The 17,000-nt window shown below is 73.6% G+C and carries 14 protein-coding genes; 11 read left to right on the top strand and 3 right to left on the bottom strand.

Translation table 11 applies throughout. From position 1 onward, the window contains the following. Window positions 1-87 precede the first annotated feature (87 nt). Window positions 88-1,131, bottom strand: a complete 1,044-nt coding sequence (locus S1361_RS32335; protein WP_208035412.1) for an Rv2578c family radical SAM protein — start codon at window positions 1,129-1,131, stop codon at window positions 88-90. Window positions 1,132-1,267: 136 nt separating this feature from the next. Between S1361_RS32335 and S1361_RS32340 the strand changes: the two genes are divergently transcribed. The 9 genes from S1361_RS32340 (at window position 1,268) to S1361_RS32380 (ending at window position 13,347) form a co-directional block, all read left to right on the top strand. Then, window positions 1,268-1,711, top strand: coding sequence for an SRPBCC family protein (locus S1361_RS32340; RefSeq protein WP_208035413.1), 444 nt, complete (start codon window positions 1,268-1,270; stop codon window positions 1,709-1,711). Between the two features lie 160 nt (window positions 1,712-1,871). Further along, window positions 1,872-4,271: an MFS transporter gene (locus tag S1361_RS32345; RefSeq protein WP_208035414.1), complete on the top strand. Its 2,400-nt coding sequence runs from the start codon at window positions 1,872-1,874 to the stop codon at window positions 4,269-4,271. Between the two features lie 142 nt (window positions 4,272-4,413). After that, on the top strand, window positions 4,414-6,864 hold the full coding sequence (locus S1361_RS32350) for a SpoIIE family protein phosphatase (protein ID WP_208035415.1): 2,451 nt from the start codon (window positions 4,414-4,416) through the stop codon (window positions 6,862-6,864). A 79-nt stretch (window positions 6,865-6,943) separates the two neighbouring features. After that, window positions 6,944-7,663: a class I SAM-dependent methyltransferase gene (locus S1361_RS32355; protein WP_208035416.1), complete on the top strand. Its 720-nt coding sequence runs from the start codon at window positions 6,944-6,946 to the stop codon at window positions 7,661-7,663. Window positions 7,664-7,732: 69 nt separating this feature from the next. Further along, window positions 7,733-8,566, top strand: a complete 834-nt coding sequence (locus S1361_RS32360; protein ID WP_208035417.1) for a M55 family metallopeptidase — start codon at window positions 7,733-7,735, stop codon at window positions 8,564-8,566. Further along, entirely contained in the window at window positions 8,559-9,875 is a 1,317-nt protein-coding gene (locus S1361_RS32365; protein WP_208035418.1) for a M20/M25/M40 family metallo-hydrolase, read from the top strand. Before S1361_RS32360 ends, S1361_RS32365 begins: the two co-directional genes overlap by 8 nt. Window positions 9,876-9,878: 3 nt before the next feature. Next, a complete protein-coding gene (locus S1361_RS32370) occupies window positions 9,879-11,846 on the top strand; it encodes an LpqB family beta-propeller domain-containing protein (RefSeq protein ID WP_208035419.1) in 1,968 nt (655 codons plus the stop codon). Next, complete coding sequence (locus S1361_RS32375; RefSeq protein WP_208035420.1) at window positions 11,843-12,766, top strand: S66 peptidase family protein; 924 nt, start codon at window positions 11,843-11,845, stop codon at window positions 12,764-12,766. The genes S1361_RS32370 and S1361_RS32375 overlap by 4 nt, the downstream gene beginning before the upstream one ends. Window positions 12,767-12,783: 17 nt before the next feature. Then, the gene (locus S1361_RS32380) at window positions 12,784-13,347 is read left to right on the top strand and encodes a GNAT family N-acetyltransferase (protein ID WP_208035421.1); all 564 of its coding nucleotides are present in this window, start codon (window positions 12,784-12,786) and stop codon (window positions 13,345-13,347) included. On the opposite strand, the gene S1361_RS32385 is transcribed toward S1361_RS32380, so the two are convergent. After that, the gene (locus S1361_RS32385; protein ID WP_208035422.1) at window positions 13,335-13,682 is read right to left on the bottom strand and encodes a VOC family protein; all 348 of its coding nucleotides are present in this window, start codon (window positions 13,680-13,682) and stop codon (window positions 13,335-13,337) included. The genes S1361_RS32380 and S1361_RS32385 overlap by 13 nt on opposite strands. An 80-nt stretch (window positions 13,683-13,762) precedes the next feature. Here S1361_RS32385 and S1361_RS32390 point away from each other — a divergent pair, with 80 nt between their 5' ends. Then, window positions 13,763-14,188, top strand: a complete 426-nt coding sequence (locus S1361_RS32390) for a phage holin family protein (RefSeq protein ID WP_208035423.1) — start codon at window positions 13,763-13,765, stop codon at window positions 14,186-14,188. A gap of 70 nt (window positions 14,189-14,258) precedes the next feature. On the opposite strand, the gene S1361_RS32395 is transcribed toward S1361_RS32390, so the two are convergent. Next, a complete protein-coding gene (locus S1361_RS32395) occupies window positions 14,259-15,215 on the bottom strand; it encodes an LLM class F420-dependent oxidoreductase (RefSeq protein WP_208035424.1) in 957 nt (318 codons plus the stop codon). Between the two features lie 204 nt (window positions 15,216-15,419). Here S1361_RS32395 and S1361_RS32400 point away from each other — a divergent pair, with 204 nt between their 5' ends. Then, window positions 15,420-16,958: an NAD(P)/FAD-dependent oxidoreductase gene (locus S1361_RS32400; protein WP_243769382.1), complete on the top strand. Its 1,539-nt coding sequence runs from the start codon at window positions 15,420-15,422 to the stop codon at window positions 16,956-16,958. The last annotated feature ends 42 nt before the right edge of the window (window positions 16,959-17,000 follow it).

The raw sequence follows: 17,000 nt of genomic DNA on the forward strand, positions 1-17,000 counted from the left end.
TCCCGGAATCGGCCCCCCTGGAGAACGCACCGGGGCCATGGTTGACCCGATCGGGTCGTGGGATGCCCCCTAACGCCCCGGACGTGCTCACATGAGGCTGAGCTGGACCGGCCCCGCCTCGGCCGGGGTCCGCGCCGGCTCGGCCGGGCGGATCCGGCGGGCCACTGCCGCGCGCGTGGGCCCGATGCCGTACTCCTCGGCCAGCTCGTGCACCTGACGGGTGATCCGGCGCTGGTACCACTTGGGCGCGTAGGCGCCCTCCGCGTACAGCCGCTCGTACCGCCGCACCAGGTGCGGATGGTGCTGCCCGAGCCAGGCCATGAACCACTCCCGGGCGCCGGGGCGCAGGTGCAGCGCCAGGGGAGTGACGGAGGTGGCCCCGGCCGCCGCGATCGCCCGTACCGTCGCCCGCAGTTGGGCCGGGTGGTCGCTCAGGAACGGGATCACCGGCGCCATCAGCACCCCGCAGCCGATCCCGTGCTCCGCGAAGGTGCGCACGACCTCCAGCCGGCGCTCGGGCGCGGGCGTGCCCGGCTCCACCGTGCGCCACAGCTCGCCGTCCAGGAACCCGACGGAGACCGAGACGCCGACGTCCGTCACCCCGGCCGCCCGCACCAGCAGGTCCAGGTCGCGCAGCATCAGGGTGCCCTTGGTGAGGATCGAGAACGGGTTCGCGTGGTCGGTGAGCGCGGAGACGATGCCCGGCATCAGCCGGTAGCGGCCCTCGGCCCGCTGGTAGCAGTCGACGTTCGTGCCCATCGCCACGTGGTCGCCCTGCCAGCGGCGGGACGACAGCTGGCGGCGCAGCACCTCGGGGGCGTTCACCTTGACCACGATCTGGGTGTCGAAGCCGATGCCCGTGTCCAGGTCCAGGTAGCTGTGCGTTCTGCGGGCGAAACAGTAGACGCACGCGTGCGTGCACCCACGGTAGGGGTTGACCGTCCACTCGAACGGCATGCGCGAGGCACCCGGCACCCGGTTCAGCACCGAGCGCGCACGCACCTCGTGGAAGGTGATCCCGCGGAACTCGGGCGTGTCGAACGTACGGGTGGTCACGGCGTCCGCGCCGAACAGCGCCGCGTCGGCGGCCCGGCCGTGTTCGCCGTCGTCTGTGAGGTTCTCCCAGCGCATGGACGCCTCCTCGCTCGCACCGGCCACCAGAATAGAACATGTGTTCCCATGATCGTGCGAACCCCGATTTGGGCGGCCGGGCGCCGGGGTGGTTGGCTTGCCCCAACCCCGAGGAACCAGGTCGTGGAGGAACGCAATGGCGCAGGTCGAGGCCACTACGGAGCGGGTCGTCGCGGCGGACGCGGAGAAGGTGTTCGACGCCCTCGCCGACTACCGCGGCACCCGGCGCAAGCTGCTGCCCGAATACTTCAGCGAGTACGAGGTGCGCGAGGGCGGCGACGGCGAGGGCACCCTCGTCCACTGGAAGCTCCAGGCCACCAGCAAGCGGGTGCGCGACTGCCTGCTGGAGGTCAGTGAGCCCACCGACGGCGAGCTGGTCGAGAAGGACCGCAACTCCTCCATGGTCACCACCTGGCGCGTCACCCCCGCCGGCGAGGGCAGCTCCCGCGTGGTCGTCACCACCACCTGGCAGGGTGCCGGCGGCATCGGCGGCTTCTTCGAGAGGACCTTCGCGCCCAAGGGCCTCGGCCGGATCTACGACACCCTGCTCGCCAACCTCGCCGCCGAGGTCGAGAAGTAGCCAAGAGCCCGCCGGTGAAGGGGTGTTGACAGCCGGTTGACCCCTTCACCGGTTCGAGTGGATGTCCGTTCTGTCCAGGGTGGTGCCGTAACTCGCCGAAGTTGTTCGCAGTTGTCGCCTTACGCGGGAAATGCGACAGGTGCGACGAGGGGAGCGGTACGTGGGCGGGACGACACTGGTGCAGCACGAGCGGGTCGTGGCACCGGCGGCCGGCGAGGAGACCCCCGCCGCACCGCCACCCCCGGCGCCCGCCGTCCCCCTCGGACCCCGCCGGGTGCGCCTGGTGTTCGCCGGGCTGATGTCGGCGCTGCTGCTGGCCGCCCTCGACCAGATGATCGTCGCAACCGCCCTGCCGAAGATCGTCGGCGAACTGCACGGCCTGGACCGGATGTCCTGGGCGATCACCGCCTACCTGCTCACCTCCACCATCGGCCTGCCGGTCTACGGCAAACTCGGCGACCTGCTCGGCCGCAAGGGCGTCTTCCAGTTCGCCATCGCCGTCTTCGTCCTCGGCTCCGCGCTCGCCGGCCGGGCCGGGACCATGGACCAGCTCATCGCCTTCCGTGCGGTGCAGGGCATCGGCGCCGGGGGACTCCTGACCGGGGTGCAGGCGATCATCGCCGACGTCGTGCCGCCCCGGCAACGCGGCCGGTACATGGGCCTGATCGGCGCAGTCTTCGGCCTCGCCTCCGTCGCCGGGCCCCTGCTCGGCGGCTACTTCACCGACCACCTCTCCTGGCGCTGGTGCTTCTACGTCAACGTCCCCTTCGGCCTGCTCACCCTCGCCCTCGTCGCCGTCGTCCTGCGCCTCCCCAGGCCCCGCGTGCGCGCCCGGCTCGACCTCCTGGGCACCCTGCTGCTGGCCGCCGCCTCCACCTGCCTGATCCTGCTCACCAGCTGGGGCGGCACCACCTACGCCTGGGACTCCCGGCAGATCCTCGGCCTCGGCGCGGGCGCCCTCGCCGCCACCCTCCTCTTCCTCGCCGCCGAGCACCGCGCCGCCGAACCCCTCATCCCGCTGCGGCTGTTCCGCGACTCCGTCTTCACCGTCAGCGGCCTGGTCGGCCTGGTGATCGGCGTCGCCCTGTTCGGCGCCGCGAGCTACCTGCCGACCTTCCTGCAGATGGTCGACGGGGCCAGCGCCACCGAGTCCGGGCTGCTGATGCTGCCCATGACGGCCGGTATCGTCGGCGCCTCGACCATCGGCGGGCAGCTCATCAGCCGCACGGGCCGCTACAAGATCTTCCCCGTGCTCGGCGGCGCGGTCGCCGCCGCCGGCATGTGGCTGCTGTCCCGGCTGGAGACCGACACGCCCCGGCTGCACTACAGCATCTGGATGGCCGTCCTCGGCACCGGCATCGGCCTCGTCATGCCCGTCCTCGTCCTCGCCGTGCAGAACTCCGTGCGCCCCGCCGACCTCGGCAGCGCCACCAGCGCCAACAACTACTTCCGGCAGATCGGCGGCAGCGTCGGCGCCGCCGTCTTCGGCACCCTCTTCGCCGACCGGCTCACCGACGCCCTGCGCCGTGAACTGCCCCCGCGCGCGGGCACCGGACTGCCCGACGCCGACTCGATCACCCCGCAGCTCGTCCACGCGCTGCCCCCGGCGCTGCGCGACGCCTACATCCGCGCCTACGCCGACGCGATGCCCCGGATCTTCCTCTATCTCGTCCCGGTGCTCGTCCTCGGCCTGCTCGTCGCCTTCTTCCTCAAGGAGAAACCCCTGGTGTCCCACAACACCGCCGAAACGGAACCGCAGACCATGACCGCCCCGATCCCCCAGGCCCGGTCCCCGTACGCCGCCGGGGTCCCCGTCTGCGGCTCGGTGCAGCACCCCGACGGCACCGTGGTGCCCCGCGCGGCCCTCACCCTCATCGACGCCGCCGGGCGGCAGATCGGGCGGGGCGCCAGCGGCGAGGACGGGCGGTACGCGCTCGGCACCCCCGGCTCCGGGGCGTACGTCCTGATCGCCGCCGCCGGCGGACACCAGCCGCAGGCCGTCTCCGTCACCGTCGGCGAACGCCCCGTCGAACTCGACGTCGTCCTCGGCGGCGCCGGCCGCCTCGCCGGCAGCGTGCTCACCGCCGACGGAACCCCCGTCCGGGACGCCACCGTCACCCTCACCAACGTGCACGGCGAGGTCGTCGCCACCACCCGCAGCGGACGTGAGGGCGGCTACGTCATCACCGAACTGGTCGCCGGCGAGTACACCCTCGCCGGCAGCGCCCCCGCCTTCCGGCCCGCCGCGCTCCCGGTCACCGTGCAGGCCTCCCGGGAGACCCGGCAGGACATCGAACTTGCGGGCGGCGCCGTGCTGAAGGGCACCGTGCGGGCCGGCGGCGGACGGCCCGTGGAGGACGCCCGGGTGACCCTGCTCGACGCCGCAGGCAATGTCGTCGACACCCTCACCACCGGAGCCGACGGAACGTTCCGGTTCGTCGATCTCGCCTCCGGCGAGTACACCGTCATCGCCGCAGGTTACCCGCCGGTCGCCACAGTGCTGCAGGTCGCGGGGGGTGGCCGAACCGAACGGGATCTCCAGCTCGGCCACGAGGACTGAGCCGGGGCGCCTCGCGGTGCGCCGAGTCAACGGGTGAAACCAATTCCAGAATTGGCACACATCGCGACAGGCCGCCGCCGTACCGTAGTTGCGGGCGGCACAGATCGTTTGCGGACAGCCGTGGGGAGAGAGGGCCTGGGCCATGGACCGTGGCAGCGAGCGGGACGCAGCTCCCGGACGCGGCGCCGGCGACATCGCGGCGGGCCGGATTCCGCTGGCGGTGGTCGTCGTCGACCGCGCCGGGACGGTGTCCCACTGGAGCAGTGGCGCAGGGCGCCTGTTCGGCGTGAGCAGGGAGGACGCCGTCGGACGTCCCGCGGCGGACCTGCTGCCGGTCTCCGGCGCCCTCCCGGACGACCCGGACGAGAGCGCGACACCGGACGTCCACCCGCTCCACGACGGGCCCGGTCCCGACCTGGAGCTCTCCCTCGGCGGTCACAGCGGGTACGCCACCGCGGGCCGCGCCCGCCTCGACCCGCCCGGCCGGGCGCGCGGCGCCGGGGACCGGCTCGACGTGCTGTGGTGGGCCTACCCGCTGGTCGGCCCGGGTCCGTCCCGGCTGCTCGTGCTCGCCGCCGACGCCACCCGGCTGCGCGACGAACGCGGCTACGACGACGAGACCGCCGAACGCATCTCGCCCGGCTTCGCCCGCCACACCGAGCTGCCCGCCTCCGAGGAACTCGAACGGCGGCTGCCCGACATCCTGCCCAACATGGGCCCCGGACTGAGCGCCCGCATCGTCTCCCAGGTCCTCGAACTCGGCTACCCTGTGCTGGAGTTCAGCCAGTACGACCGGGTGCCCGTGACCCCGTACTGGGGCGTGCCCCGCCGCCCCGGCCGCACCCGCGCCGAAGCCGTCGTACCGCAGCAGCGGACGTCGGCCGTGGTCCCGGCCGGCGCCGAACAGGACCTGGAGTACGCCGCCGTCCGCGAGCGGCTGGAGTTCCTCAACGAGGTCAGCTCCGGCATCGGCACCTCCCTGGACCTCGGCGAGACGATCCGCGAGGTCACCAGCGCCGCCGTGCCCCGGTTCGCGGACTTCGCCGGCACCCACCTGCGTGCCGCGGTCCTGGCCGGCGAGGGCTTCCCCGACGGACCGCCGGACGCCAGCACCGTGATGTTCCGCGTCTGGGTCGAGCACAACGACGAACCGGGCCGCTGGGACGACACCGTGCCCGTCGGCGAGGCCTTCGCCTTCCCCGAGCACACCCCGTTCTACCAGTGCATGGTGACCGGCGAGCCGGTCCTCGTCCCGAGGGTCACCGAGGAACTGTCCGAGCGCATCTCCGGCGAGTTCGAGAAGCGCGACCTCCGGCCGCTGATCACCGGCCGGTCCCTGCTGATCGTCCCGCTCAAGGCGCGCAACGTCGTCCTCGGCTTCATGGTGCTGATGCGCCGCCCCGACCGGCCCCGGTTCGACGACATGGACCGCACCACCGGCGCCGAACTCGCCGCCCGCGCGGGCCTCGTGCTCGACAACGCCCGCATGTACACCTACCAGGAGAACGTCGCCGACACCCTCCAGGACAGCATGCTGCCGCAGATCACCCCGCGGATGGCCGGCTGCGACATCGCCACCCGCTACCTGCCCGGCACCCGGCTCGGCCGGATCGGCGGCGACTGGTTCGACACGATCAAACTGCCCGGCTCCCGCACCGCCCTCGTGGTCGGCGACGTCATGGGCCACGGCCTCAACTCCGCCGCCATGATGGGCCAGTTGCGCACCGCCGTACAGACCATGGCCACCATGGAGACCCCGCCCGCACAGCTGCTGCGCAACCTCGACGACCTGGCCCGCAGGCTCGGCGACGCCTACCTCGCCACCTGCCTGTACGCCGTCTACGACCCGATCCGCGGCGAGCTGACCCTCGCCAACGCGGGCCACATCCCGCCGGTGCTGGTCCGCGCCGAGGACGGCAGCAGCGAACTCCTCGACCTGCCCACCGGCGCACCCGTAGGCGTCGGCGGCGTCCCCTTCGAGGCCGCCCGGGTCAAGGTCCGGCCCGGCGACCGGCTGGTGCTGTGCACCGACGGCCTGGTCGAGGTGCGCGGCTCCGACATCGGCGAGGGACTCGCCGCGCTCTGCGAGTCCGCCGCGCACCCCGCGGCCTCCATGGACGACGCCTGCGACACCATCATCCGCGCCCTCAACACCCGCGGCGGACGCAAGGACGACGTCGCCCTGCTCATGGCCCGTCTCAACGGCATCCCCGACGACCACGTCGCCGCATGGCAGCTCGACGCCGACCCGCGCGAGGTGGCCCGGGCGCGCCGCCTGGTCCGCCGGCAGCTCCTGGACTGGGGCCTGCCGCAGACCGTGGAGACCGCCGAACTGCTGGTCAGCGAGGTCGTCACCAACGCTGTCCGGCACGCCGAGGGCCACCGGGTCGGACTGCGGGTGGTCCGCACCGACGCCCTGCTGTTCGAGGTCACCGACGACGAACCCACCCTGCCCGCCATGCTGAACGCCGGGCCCCACGACGAGTCCGGCCGCGGTCTGCGCGTGGTCAGCCGGCTGGCCCGGGAGTGGGGCGCCAGCGCCTCAGGGCACCACAAGACCGTCTGGTTCGAACAGGCGATCGCCGCCCGGTGAAGGTGATGGCCGCCCGGGTCTTGCACCGGGCCCGGCCGGCGCGATATCCCGATCACGGAACCGACCGTGGGGAGAGCGCATGAACGTCTCGGACAAGTACCGTACGGCGTGGGAGAGTTACTGGAGCGAGACCTCCGACGCCCGGGGCGAGGCGATATGGGACTCCGACCCCTCCCTGAGCGCCGCACCGCACAGCGAACTGCTCCTGCAGCACGCCGATCCCGGCCGCACGATAGTCGACCTCGGCTGCGGCAACGGCACCCAGACCCGTTACCTGGCCACCCGGTTCGCCCGCGCCGTCGGCGTCGACCTCTCCCACGCGGCCGTCGAACACGCCCGCCGTGCCGCGAACGGTGCCCCCGTCGAATTCCGGCAGCTGGACCTCACCGACACCGACGCCGTACGCACTCTGCACCAGCGCCTCGGCGACAGCCACGTCTACATGCGCGCCGTCATCCACCAGAGCGAACCGCAGGCGCGGCCCGCGGTCGCCGCCGCCGTCGCCGAACTCATCGGCACGGAGGGCCGCGCCTTCGTCGTCGAGCTCACCTCCGGCACCCGGGACGTGCTGCGGCGCGCGGCGTCCGAACCGGCCGGCCCGCCGCCCAAGCTGCAGCGGGTCTTCCACCACGGACTCAAGCCCGCCGACGCCGACGACGAGGAGATCCCGCGCCTGCTCGCCGAGGCCGGTCTCACCGTCCTGGCCGACGGCGAGACGACCGTCCCGCAGACCGAGCACCTGACGGACGGCACCCGCATCGACCTGCCGGCCCGCTGGTTCGTCCTCGCCCGGGCCTGACCAGGACCCGGCGCCGCTTCCCCGGCCGGGTCGTGGCCTGTCCGCCGCCCGGCGCGTAACGTGCGGAGCATGAAGATCCTCATCAGTGCCGACATGGAGGGTGCCACCGGCGTCACCTGGCCCGCCGACGTGCTGCCGGGGACGCCCCAGTGGGAGCGGTGCCGGTCGATGTTCACCTCCGACGTGAACGCCGCCGCCGAGGGCTTCTTCGACGGCGGCGCCGACCAGGTGCTGGTCAACGAGGCCCACTGGACCATGCGCAACCTGCTCCTGGAGCGGCTCGACGAGCGGGTCGAGATGCTCACCGGCCGGCACAAGGCGCTGTCCATGGTGGAGGGCGTCCAGCACGGTGACGTCGACGGCATCGCGTTCGTCGGCTACCACGCGGGCGCCGGCATGGAGGGCGTCCTCGCCCACACCTACCTCGCCAACCAGATCACGGGGGTGTGGCTGAACGACGTCCGCGCCAGCGAGGGTCTGCTCAACGCGCACGTCGTCGCCGAGTACGGCGTCCCCGTCGTCCTCGTCACCGGCGACGACATCGCCTGCGAGGACGCCCTCGGCTACGCGCCCGAGGCACCGAAGGTCGCCGTCAAGGACCATGTGTCACGGTACGCGGCCGTGTGCCGGACGCCGGCCAGGACCGCCGCCGACATCCGCGCGGCGGCCAAGGAGGCGGCCCGGCTGGCGGTCCGTCACGAACCCGTGCAGGCGGGGCCGTTCACGGTCGCCGTCGAGTTCGACGCCGAGCACCTCGCGATGGCCGCCACCGTCGTCCCCGGCGTGGCGCGGATCGCGGAGCGCAAGGTGGCGTACACCAGCGCCACGATGTACGAGGGGATCAGGACGTTCAAGGCGGTCACCACGATCGTCTCTGCCGCCGTGGAGGAGCAGTATGGCTGACCAGCAGGCCGACGCACTGTCCCTGGACGAGGTCGTGGAGTTCACCTCCGGCCTGATCCGCATCGACACCACCAACCGGGGCGGCGGCGACTGCCGGGAGCGGCCCGCCGCCGAGTACGCGGCCGAACGGCTGGCCGGGGCCGGCCTGGAACCCCTGCTGCTGGAGCGCACCCCCGGCCGCACCAACGTGGTGGCCCGGATCGAGGGCACCGACCCGTCCGCCGACGCGCTGCTGGTCCACGGCCACCTCGACGTCGTGCCCGCCGAGGCCGCCGACTGGCGTGTCCACCCGTTCTCCGGCGAGGTCCGGGACGGTGTGGTGTGGGGGCGCGGCGCCGTCGACATGAAGAACATGGACGCGATGATCCTCGCCGTGGCGCGGTCCTGGGCCCGGCAGGGCGTACGGCCCCGCCGCGACCTCGTCATCGCGTTCACCGCCGACGAGGAGGCCAGCGCCGAGGACGGCTCCGGGTTCCTCGCCGACCGGCACCCCGAACTCTTCGAGGGCTGCACCGAGGGCATCGGCGAGTCGGGCGCCTTCACCTTCCACGACGGGTCCGGCCGGGAGATCTACCCGATCGCCGCGGGGGAGCGGGGCACCGGCTGGCTGAAGCTCACCGCGCGCGGCCGGGCCGGACACGGCTCCAAGGTGAACAGGGAGAACGCGGTGACCCGGCTCGCCGCCGCCGTCGCCCGCATCGGCGAACACGAGTGGCCGCTCCGGCTCACCCCGACCGTACGGGCCGCCCTCACCGAACTCGCCGCCCTGTACGGCATCGACACCGACTTCAAGGACGTCGACCGGCTGCTGGACAAGCTCGGCCCCGCGGCCGCGCTGGTCGAGGCGACCGTCCGCAACAGCGCCAACCCGACCATGGTGGAGGCCGGTTACAAGCTCAACGTCATCCCCGGCGAGGCCGTCGCCTACGTGGACGGACGCTGTCTGGCCGGCGCCGAGGAGGAGTTCACCGCCACACTGGACGAGCTGACCGGCCCGGACGTCCAGTGGGAGTTCACGCACCGCGAAGTGGCCCTGGAGGCACCGGTGGACACGCCGCTGTTCGCGAAGATGCGGGCCGCCGTCGAGGAGTTCGCGCCCGGCGGGCACGTGGTGCCGTACTGCATGTCGGGCGGCACCGACGCCAAGCAGTTCTCCCGGCTCGGCATCACCGGCTACGGCTTCTCCCCGCTGAAGCTGCCCGCCGGCCTCGACTACCAGGCACTGTTCCACGGTGTGGACGAGCGGGTGCCCGTGGCGGCGCTGCAGTTCGGGGTCCGGGTCCTCGACCGCTTCCTGCGGACGGCCTAGACGGTGGGGGAACAGGTGCTGACATCGCCGTACGGATCGTGGCCGTCGCCCATCGACGCGGCGCTCGCCGCCGCGCACGACGGACGGCCGGAGTGGGTGGACTTCGTCGGCGAGGAGATCTGGTGGACCGAGCCCCGGCCGGCCGAGGGCGGCCGTCGTGCCCTGGTCCGGCGGCGCACCGACGGCCGTGCGGAGCAGGTGCTGGAGGCGCCGTGGAACGTGCGCAGCCGGGTCATCGAGTACGGCGGGCGGCCCTGGGCCGGGGTCGTGCGGGACGGCCGGCCGCTGATCGTCTTCGTGCACTTCGCCGACCAGCGGCTGTACCGGTACGAGCCCGGCGGCGAGCCCGTTCCGCTCACCCCCGTCTCCCCGGTGGGCGGCGGCCTGCGCTGGGCGGAGCCCCGGGTCGACCTCGCCCGGGGCGAGGTGTGGTGCGTGCTGGAGGAGTTCACCGGGGACGGCCCCGACGACGTACGGCGCCTGCAGGCCGCCGTACCGCTGGACGGCTCCGCCGCCGGCGACCGGAAAGCCGTCCGGGCACTGGCCGAACCCCGGCACCGGTTCGTCACCGGCGCCCGGCTGTCCCCGGACGGCCGGCGGGCGGCGTGGCTGGCGTGGGATCACCCCCGGATGCCGTGGGACGGGACGGAACTGCTGGTCGCCGCGGTCGGGGAGGACGGCCGGCTGACGGACGTGCAGACGGTCGCCGGCGGGCCGGACGAGGCGGTCGCGCAGGCCGACTGGTCGACGGACGGCAGCCTCCTGTACACGAGCGACCGCAGCGGCTGGTGGAACCTCTACCGCGACGGCATCCCGCTCTGTCCGCGCGAGGAGGAGTTCGGCGGGCCGCTGTGGCAGCTGGGGCTGCGCTGGTTCGCGCCGCTGGACGACGGTCTGCTGGCGGTCCTGCACGGTCGCGGGCCGACCGTACTCGGGATACTGGATACGGAATCCGGCGACCTCGTCGACGCCGCCGGACCGTGGACCGAGTACACCCCCACCCTCGCCACCCACGGCCGCCGCGTCGTCACCGTCGCCGCCGGCCCGCGCACCGGACACGAAGTGGTCGAGCTGGACACCACCACCGGCCGCGCCCGCGTCATCGGCGCCCCGCACCGCGATCCCGTGGACCCGGCCCACTACCCGCAACCGCAGGTCCGCACCTTCTCCGGTCCGGACGGCCGCGAGGTGCACGCCCACGTCCACCCGCCGCACCACCCCGCACGGACCGCGCCCGACGGAGAGCTGCCGCCGTACGTCATCTGGGCGCACGGCGGGCCCACCAGCCGGGTGCCGCTCGTGCTGGACCTGGCGATCGCCTACTTCACCTCGCGGGGCATCGGGGTCGCCGAGGTGAACTACGGCGGCTCCACCGGATACGGCCGCGCCTACCGGGAGCGGCTGCGCGAGCAGTGGGGCGTGGTCGACGTCGAGGACTGCGCGGCCGTCGCCCGTGCCCTCGCCGCCGAGGGCACCGCCGACCCCGCCCGGCTGGCGATCCGGGGCGGCAGCGCGGGCGGCTGGACCACCGCCGCCTCCCTGACCACGACCGACGTCTACGCCTGCGGCACCATCGTCTACCCGGTGCTCGACCTCGCCACCTGGGGCCCCGGCGACACCCACGACTTCGAGTCCCGCTACCTGGAGTCGCTGATCGGCCCGCTCGCCGAGGTGCCCGCCCGGTACGCCGAACGCTCCCCGACCGCGCACGCCGACCGGCTCACCGTGCCCTTCCTGCTGCTCCAGGGCCTGGACGATGTCATCTGCCCGCCCGCCCAGTGCGAACGCTTCCTCGCCCGGATCACCGGCCGGGGCGTGCCGCACGCCTACCTCACCTTCGAGGGCGAGGGGCACGGCTTCCGCCGGGCCGAGACGATGATCCGCGCCCTGGAAGCCGAACTGTCCCTGTACACCCAGGTGTTCGGACTGCACCCGACACCGCCGGTGCCGAAGGTGGAGCTGACCCCGTGAAGGAACTCGTACGGCCGCGCCGGCTGGCCCCCGGCGCACGGGTCGCCGTCGTCGCCCCCAGCGGGCCGGTGCCCGAGGAGCGGCTGCAGGCGGGCCTCGACGTGCTGCGCGGCTGGGACCTCGACCCGGTGGCCGGACCCCATGTCCTGGACCGGCACCCCGAGTTCGACTACCTCGCCGGCACCGACGCCGACCGCGCCGCCGACTTCCAGAACGCCTGGTGCGACCCCACCGTGGACGCCGTGCTCTGTGCCCGCGGCGGCTACGGCGCGCAGCGCGTGATCGACCTGCTCGACTGGGACGCGCTGCGTGCGGCCGGCCCGAAGGTCTTCGTCGGGTTCAGCGACCTCACCGTGCTGCACGAGGCCATCGCCACCCGCCTGGGGCTGGTCACGCTGTACGGGCCGATGGCGGCCGGCATCGACTTCGTCAAGAGCCCCCGTGCCCAGGAGCACCTGCGGGCCACGCTCTTCGCGCCCGAGACGGTCCGCACCGTCGCCTCCGGCGGCACCGCCCTCGTGCCCGGCCGGGCCCGGGGCGTCACCCTCGGCGGCTGCCTCTGCCTGCTCGCCGCGGACCTCGGCACCCCGCACGCCCGGCCCTCGGCGCGCGGCGGACTGCTCTGCCTGGAGGACGTGGGCGAGGAGACCTACCGGCTGGACCGGTACCTCACCCAACTCCAGCGCTGCGGCTGGCTGGAGGGAGTGCGCGGGGTGCTGCTCGGTTCCTGGGAGGAGTGCGCCGACCAGGCCCGGCTGCGGCCCCTGCTGGCCGACCGGCTCGGCGGACTCGGGGTGCCGGTCGTGGAGAACGTCGGCTTCGGCCACTGCGAGGGGGCGCTGACGATCCCCTTCGGGGTCGCGGCCGAACTCGACGCGGACTCCGGCACCTTGACGCTGGACGAGCCGGCGCTGCGCTGACGCCGTAGGCTGGCCGCATGCCGCACGCACCGTCCCGCCGCCTCGCCGAAGGGCCCCGCGTCGCCATCCGCCCCTTCACGCTGGAGGACGGCCCCGAGTTCACCGCGCGGGCCCGGGAGAGCAAGGACCTGCACCGGCCGTGGCTGTTCCCGCCGGACAGCGACGAGGCGTACGCCGACTACGCCGGCCGGCTCATCGAGGACGAGCACCGGGCCGGCTTCCTGGTGTGCGAGAAGCACGACGGGGCCATCGCCGGGTTCATCAACATCAACAACATCGTGCGGGGCGGCTTCCAGTGCGGTGCGCTCGGCTACGGCGCCTTCGCGCACGCGGCCGGGCGGGGCCTGATGCGCGAAGGCCTGGAGCTGGTGATCGGGTACGCGTTCGGGCCGCTGGGCCTGCACCGGCTGGAGATCAACGTCCAGCCCGGCAACGCCGCCTCCATCGCCCTCGCCCGGGGCGCCGGCTTCCGCCTGGAGGGCTTCTCCCCGGACATGATCTACGTCGACGGCGCCTGGCGCGACCACGAGCGCTGGGCCCTCACCGTGGAGATGCGCGAGGCAGCGGCTCAGCCGCGCTGATCCACGTACTCGAAGACCGACCCGTCCGGATGCACCGCCAGCAGGTTCCGGCCGACCGGCGTGGGCACCGGCCCCGCGACGATCCGGGCGCCCAGCTCGGTCAGCAGCCGGTGGGCCTCCTCCACGTCCTGCACGGCGATCGTCGCGGCCACCTTGCGCAGGATCTCCAGCTCCGACTCCGGGCCGCTCATCAGCAGGAAGGAACCGACCGCGGCGACCTCGACGTCACCGCGCCGGAAGCGCAGCGCCCGGCCGCCCGCCAGACGCTCGTAGAAGGGGACGGCGGCTTCGAGGTCGTCGACGCAGATGCGCAGCGAGGCGCCCAGAATCTCCATGCGGACGAGCCTAGTTGGCGCCGCCGCCGGGGCGCACGCCCCCGGCGTTACCCACCGTGCCCGGCGGGTACCCGCAAGGTATGGACCGTTTTGATCACCTGGAACATCTGGACAAGCACCTCGTCGAAGAGCTGGCTCAGGTGGCACGTGAGACGGTACGCGACGAACTGCGCGAGCAGTCGCGCAAGCGGCGACGCACCGCCATGCTCTACGCCGCCTCGGGTGCCGCCGCGCTGTACGCGGGCGGCGCCGTGGCTCTCGCCGTCGGTCTGGCCCTGGCGATCGGGCTGCCCGGCTGGGCCGCGGCACTGATCACCGCGGCGCTCCTGGGCGCGGTGGCGTACGTCCTGCGGGGCGCCGCCCACTCCGACCACGGCCACCACACCGCGCACCGCGTGCTCGGCGGCACCCCGCCGGCCACCCCGCCGAGCGGCCTCGGCATGCCGTACCCGCCGATGCCGCCCCAGCCCCCCGTCGACCCCGACACCCCGCACCACAGGGCCTGACAGCGCCCCGACAGCGAGGGGGCGGGGCATCCGCCCCGCCCCCTCGCCCCACTCTTGCGGACACTCCCGCTCACCCGGTGAGCTGCGGCAGCACCTTCGTCCGGTAGAAGTCGAAGAACCCGCGCTGGTCCGGCCCGATCTGGTTGACGTACACCCGGTCGAACCCGGCGTCGGTGAACGCCCGCAGGGCCCAGACGTGCTCGTCCACCTCGTCCCCGCACACCGTCTTCTCCCGCACCATGTCCTCGGTGACCAGCTCCTGCAGCTGCTCGAAGTGCCGCGGCGAGGGCAGCACCTGACCCATCTCGCCGGGCAGCAGCTCGTTGTACCAGAGCTCGTGCACCGTACGGACGCACGCGTCGCGGTCGGTGCCGTAGCAGACCTTCGTGCCGCCGCTGACCGGCTTGGTCCCACCGCCGCCCTTGCGGAACCGGGTGACCATCTCCTCCTCCGGCATCATCGTGATGTAGCCGTCGGCCACCCGGGCGGCCAGGGCGGTCGCCTTCGGGCCGAAGCCGGAGACGTCGATCGGGACGGGCTCGTCGGGGACCGTGTAGAGGCGGGCGTTCTCCACGGTGTAGTGCCTGCCGTGGTGGGTGACCTCCTCGCCGGTGAACAGCCGGCGCATCACCTGGATGGCCTCCTCCAGCATCTCCAGGCGCACCTGCGTCGGCGGCCAGGGGGCGCCGAGGATGTGCTCGTTCAGCGCCTCGCCGGTGCCGACGCCCAGCCGGAAGCGGCCCCCGGTCATCACCGCGCTGGTCGCCGCCGCCTGCGCCACGACCGCCGGGTGCATCCGCACGGTCGGGCACGTCACCGCGGTCTCGATGGGCAGCGACACCGCCTCCGAGAGCGCGCCGATCACCGACCACACGAACGCGCTCTGTCCCTGCGCGTCGTTCCACGGGTGGTAGTGGTCGGAGATCCACAACGCCTGGAAGCCGGCCTGTTCGGCCATCCGGGCCTGTTCGACGAGGGCCGCGGGGTCGTGCTCCTCGCTCGCCAGGAAATAGCCGTACTCGGGCATGGGCAACCTCCGCGGGGAAGCCGGCTGATCCGTTCGCGGCCCGGGTAACCGGGCGCCATCGGGCGAAACGCCGGTAGGGCGGCGGTCGGCGGGGACGGCGATCGGGTGCTCGCGGGGGCGTACGGGTGACCCGCCCGGCGTTTGGGTGCCCCCGCCCCGGTTACGCGGAAGACCTCGGACGAGCCAGACCGCCGGAGGCGCACCGTGAGCCGACCTCGCGTCGTGATCGTCGGCGCCGGTTTCGCCGGGTACCGGGCTGCCCGCACTCTGGCCCGGTTGACCCGCGACCGCGCCGACGTCACGCTGCTGAACCCGACCGACTACTTCCTGTACCTGCCGCTGCTGCCGCAGGTCGCTTCCGGTGTCCTGGAGGCCCGCCGGGTCACCGTGTCGCTGCCGGGCACGCTGCGCGGGGTACGTCTGGTGCTCGGCGAGGCGGCCGGGATCGACCTGGACGGCCGTAGCGTCCCCTACCGCGACCCCGAGGGCGGTGCCGGCAGCCTCGGCTACGACCGGCTGGTGCTGGCCGTGGGCAGCGTCAACAAGCTGCTGCCGGTCCCCGGTGTCGCCGAGCACGCGCACGGCTTCCGCGGGCTGCCGGAGGCGCTCTACCTGCGCGACCACGTGACCCGGCAGGTGGAGCTGGCGGCCGCCGAGGACGACCGGAGGAACTGCGCCGCCCGCTGCACCTTCGTGGTGGTAGGCGCCGGCTACACCGGCACCGAGGTGGCCGCCCATCTGCAGATGCTCACCGACCGGCTGGCCCGCCGGCATCCGCTGCCCACGGGGGTGCGCCCCCGCTGGATCCTGCTGGACGTGGCGCCGCGCGTGCTGCCGGAGATGGACGAGCGGCTCTCCCGTACGGCCGACCGGGTGCTGCGGGCGCGCGGGGTCGACGTGCGGACGGGCACGTCGGTGAAGGAGGCCACCCGGGACGGGGTGCTGCTCACCGACGGGGAGTTCGTCGCCTCGCGGACCCTGGTGTGGTGCGTGGGCGTACGGCCCGATCCGCTGGTGGAGGCCGTCGGGCAGCCGCTGGAGCGCGGCCGGCTGATCGTCGATCCGTATCTGCAACTGCCGGGCCGCGATGACGTGTTCGCCTGCGGGGACGCGGCGGCCGTGCCGGACCTGGAGCGTCCGGGGCAGTTCACGCCGATGACGGCGCAGCACGCCTGGCGGCAGGGCCGGGTGGCCGGGGAGAACGTGGCCGGCTCGCTCGGTCTCGGCCGGCGCCGGCGCCCGTACCGCCACCGCGACCTGGGGTTCGCCGTCGACCTGGGCGGTGTCCGGGCAGCCGCCAACCCGTTCGGCATCCCGCTGTCCGGTCCGGCGGCGGGCGTGGTCACGCGTGGCTACCACCTGGCCGCGCTGCCCGGCAACCGCATCCGGGTCGCCGCCGACTGGCTGCTGGACGCCGTACTCCCGCGCCAGGGCGTCCAGTTGGGTCTCGTCCGGGCCTGGTCGGTGCCGCTGGACACGGCCTCACCGGAACTGGCGCGGGTACCGGGCGGCCCGGACCGGCCGCCCGCCCGGACAGGAGGCGGCACCGTGACCCAGGAGAACAACCGGGCGGAGGAGCCCGCGCGCAACCGGCCCGGCGGGGAGCCGGCGAAGAACCGGCCCGGCGGGAAGCGGGCCGAGGGCGGGCCGGACCACCCCGCTCCCGGTCCCGTGAAGCGCACCGACGCCCCCGAGTCCGCCGGTCCGGGCGATCCCGCGGACCGCCCGACCGCACCCGACTGAGCGCCGTCGAGCGCGCCCCGCAGCAAGGAGACACGCGCCCCA

Origin of the sequence: Streptomyces cyanogenus (assembly GCF_017526105.1) — a bacterium.
In the GTDB taxonomy this organism is placed as follows: domain Bacteria; phylum Actinomycetota; class Actinomycetes; order Streptomycetales; family Streptomycetaceae; genus Streptomyces; species Streptomyces cyanogenus.